Raw genomic sequence first — 3,512 nt, 5'->3', positions numbered from 1 at the left:
GTAATGAATAATTATTAATTATTCATTATTCGGTAAAATTAAGTGACACAATCATTTTTCCTGTTTTTTTTCGTGAAAATATATTTCCTGTTTCCTACTAGATGCAAAAAGTATATATCTTTTTCACGCCTATTTCTATTAGTTACTAAGTAACCATTTCCGTACCGGAATGCTCCGCCAACGGGTATTAGCTGTCAGCTCTGAGCAATAAAACTTTGCCCTTAAGAATAATGTTTATTTGATCGCCCGTCAAAAGCAATAGTTGACGGCTGAATGCTTACGTTATTAATGCTATCATTTTACTTAATAAATATTCGAGATTAATTGGTTTGGTTAAACATTCATCCACACCAGCAGTATAATAATATTCCCAATTTATTTCTGTATTAACAGTAGTTAATGCCAAAATTTTAATATTTTTAGTGCTGCTTGTTGTGGATAACTGTTGAATAATATCTATACCATCAATTCCTGGTAACTGCATATCTAAAATTACAGCAACAGGCTGCAATAAAATAATTTGTTCTACTGCAGTAGAGCCTTCTATTATCCATACAACTTTTAATCCTGCTGCTGTCAAAATATCACAAATTATTGTGGCAATTTCTTCTTCTTGTTCAATCAATACTACCGTACCTTGTAAGGATAAAATATTGGATGCACTTTCTCCTTTTTGTTTGAGTTTTTCATTTGCTAATTTGAGTGGTTTTGCTGGTAGTTTAACTGTAAAAGTAGAGCCGATATTTACAGTAGATTCTACTTCAATAATTCCACTATGAAGTTCAACTAATTGCTTTGTCAAAGCTAGACCTAAACCAGTACCACCTTGTTGACGATTATAAGGAGAATCTAATTGTTGAAATTTCTTAAATAATAGTGGTTTTTGCTCTTCAGAAATTCCCATACCAGTATCTTCTACTTGAAAAACTGCTGTATTTCGATCTCTCATCACTTTCAGTCTAACATTTCCCCCACGAGGAGTAAATTTAATTGCATTGCTGAGAAGATTGAATAGAATTTGTTTAACTCTCCTTTGGTCAGCCGTAAATCTATCTAAATCTGGATTTACATTCTGTTCAAAAATTAGTTTTACTTCACTTTCTTCAGCTTTTTCTCTAAAATTTTGCCAAAGTTCATAGCTAAGTTTAGATAAAGAGAATTCACTAATTTTTAAGACTGTTTTACCTGCTTCTACTTGAGATAAATCTAGAATATCATTGATTAATTCCAGTAGATGTTCACCACTATCATGGATTGTTTGTAAATAGGTTCTTTGCTTTTCTATTGGCATAATTTTTGCTCCCCTATTACCATAAGACCACTGCAAAAGAGTTGAAGAAATACCAATAACACAGGTAAGAGGAGTGCGTAATTCATGGCTCATTGTCGCTAAAAATTCACTCTTAGCACAATTAGCTGATTCTGCACTTTGAAGTGCATCATAAAGGTCTTGGGTTCGTTCAACTACGCGTTTTTCTAAAGTTTGTTTTTGCTTTTGCAATTCTGCATATAATTGAGCTTGATAAATAGCGATCGCTAGATGTTCTGCAATTTCTTTGAGAAATCTCTTTTCATTGTTTTGCCAATCTCGCTCAGAACTTTGATGGGCAATTAATAATCCCCACAATTTTTCATCAACTATAATTGGTACTACTAATTTTGCTTTGATTTGATGTTGTCGCATCACTTCTAGTAAACAAGGAAATTTACTATAAGCTATTTCGACATCAGCTATGGCATGAACAGAGCTTTTACTATATTTAACTATAGACCTATTAGGAGGAAAAAAGCAGTTTTCTGCCTCGCTAAAACCTAATACAGAAGAAATTTTATCTGATACTAAAGCTTCATATTTCACTGAGCCTCTTTCTTGATTTACTCCTGTAATATTATTTGTTAACAATAAAGAATCATTGAATTGATAAATCAATAATCTGTCTACTTGTAAGAATTTTCTCACCTGTTCCACCGCAGTTGATAAAATTTCTGGTAATTCTAAAGTTTGGCGAATTTGAGTTGTAACTTGATTTAGGAGTTTTTCTTGTTCTATTTGTTGGTGTAGAGCTGTCTCAATAGGTTTACATACTAATGGATAATCTTGATTATTCAACACTGAATCTGATGATGATAGTTGACTGTTTTCTAGGAAATTAGTTTTTGTTATTAATTCAGTATTAGGAGTAGATATGCCATGAATATTAACTGTTGAATCATTTATTGATAGTAAATTTGATAGGTCAGGATAATTCTTTTTTTGCTTGTTTTTTTGAGAATTTTTTAGCTGTAAAACGGAGTCTATATTTTCCNATTAGGAGTAGATATGCCATGAATATTAACTGTTGAATCATTTATTGGTAGTAAATTTGATAGGTCAGGATAATTCTTTTTTTGCTTGTTTTTTTGAGAATTTTTTAGCTGTAAAACGGAGTCTATATTTTCCCTAGAAGTCAATAGTTTGAGTAATTTTAAAGTGAATTCGCTCTGGAGATTAGGATTATTCACTTTTAGGTTATTTATTCTAGATTTAAGTTGAGATATAATTATTGATTGACTTTGATCTTTCTCTAGTCGATTAATAATTTGGTATACAAAAACTTGAATTGCTTTTGGGTCAAAAGTTAAACCCACATTAAATTGTAAATTTTCCACATTTCCCCTTTTCAAGGGAAAGCTAAAAGAGTTAGATTGGAAATTATAATTTTGTTGTTGTTGTTCTCTTTTCTGGCTTTGATTGTTTGATAACTCCTTAACTACTTTGCCCCACAAAAGTCCATTAAACTCCTTGGAAATAACTACTGTAAACTTTACCCCTGGAAACATAAGGTATTGAGTGGTGGCAAATATATCTTCTGTAATGACTATGCTTTCTAGACCTTGAGATGTCTGTTGTAATAGCTGACTTAATAGCTCAAGTGTATTCAAAGGCAAAGTTAAGCTTGGTTTTGCAGGTGGAAAACTGGGCATTTCCCTGCTTGTTTTGTATGAAATGGCCATAATACTATTCCGGAGCAGGATAGGACAAAGAGTATTGTTTGTGCAATCATCAAACACGGATTAGATTTTAGATTTTTGCATCTAACCGTAAATTAATCCAACCTAACATATCCTCATAAAATATTGTTCATACAGCTTATTTCTAGATTAATTTCAATGATTAACCTAACCCAGCTTACACTCAATTCTACTATCGGAAACTTGCCTTCCCACGATTTCCAAGTTAATTCTGCTACTTTAGGACAGATAGTAGCTGAAAAATTTAGACTAAAACCAGAATTACCCGGAGTTATTATTACTCAAAGTACACAAATGTTGGGTATGATTTCCCAAATTAGATTCCTCGAATATATGAAATTACCTGAAAAGAAAAAAGTTTATTATAGATGTCCTGTCGGTGAATTGTTAGATTTTCTCAACACTCCTCCTCTAGTTCTTTCTGAAAATTTTCAAATTAATGCAGCAGCTATCACTGCACTAAATAGACCAAAAGAGTATGTTTATGAACCTATAATTAT

At 32.0% G+C, this 3,512-nt stretch carries 2 protein-coding genes and 1 pseudogene; 1 reads left to right on the top strand and 2 read right to left on the bottom strand.

What is annotated here, in order from left to right:
* Positions 1 to 277: 277 nt before the first annotated feature.
* Together AFK68_RS05575 and AFK68_RS05570 are read right to left on the bottom strand one after the other, a co-directional pair.
* A complete protein-coding gene (locus AFK68_RS05575) occupies positions 278 to 2,113 on the bottom strand; it encodes a GAF domain-containing hybrid sensor histidine kinase/response regulator (RefSeq protein ID WP_256386493.1) in 1,836 nt (611 codons plus the stop codon).
* Between the two features lie 194 nt (positions 2,114 to 2,307).
* Positions 2,308 to 2,964, bottom strand: a 657-nt coding sequence (locus tag AFK68_RS05570; protein ID WP_210407249.1) for a hypothetical protein, incomplete at its 3' end; no start/stop codon positions are given.
* A gap of 186 nt (positions 2,965 to 3,150) precedes the next feature.
* On the opposite strand from AFK68_RS05570, the pseudogene AFK68_RS05565 reads away from it, so the two are divergent.
* Positions 3,151 to 3,512 (top strand): annotated as a pseudogene (locus AFK68_RS05565) (chemotaxis protein); the annotation flags it as partial.

The organism is Hydrocoleum sp. CS-953 (assembly GCF_002260545.1).
Lineage (GTDB): Bacteria > Cyanobacteriota > Cyanobacteriia > Cyanobacteriales > Microcoleaceae > Trichodesmium.
The sequence above is the reverse complement of the archived record's forward strand: the minus strand, read 5'-3'. Positions and strand labels throughout refer to the sequence as shown.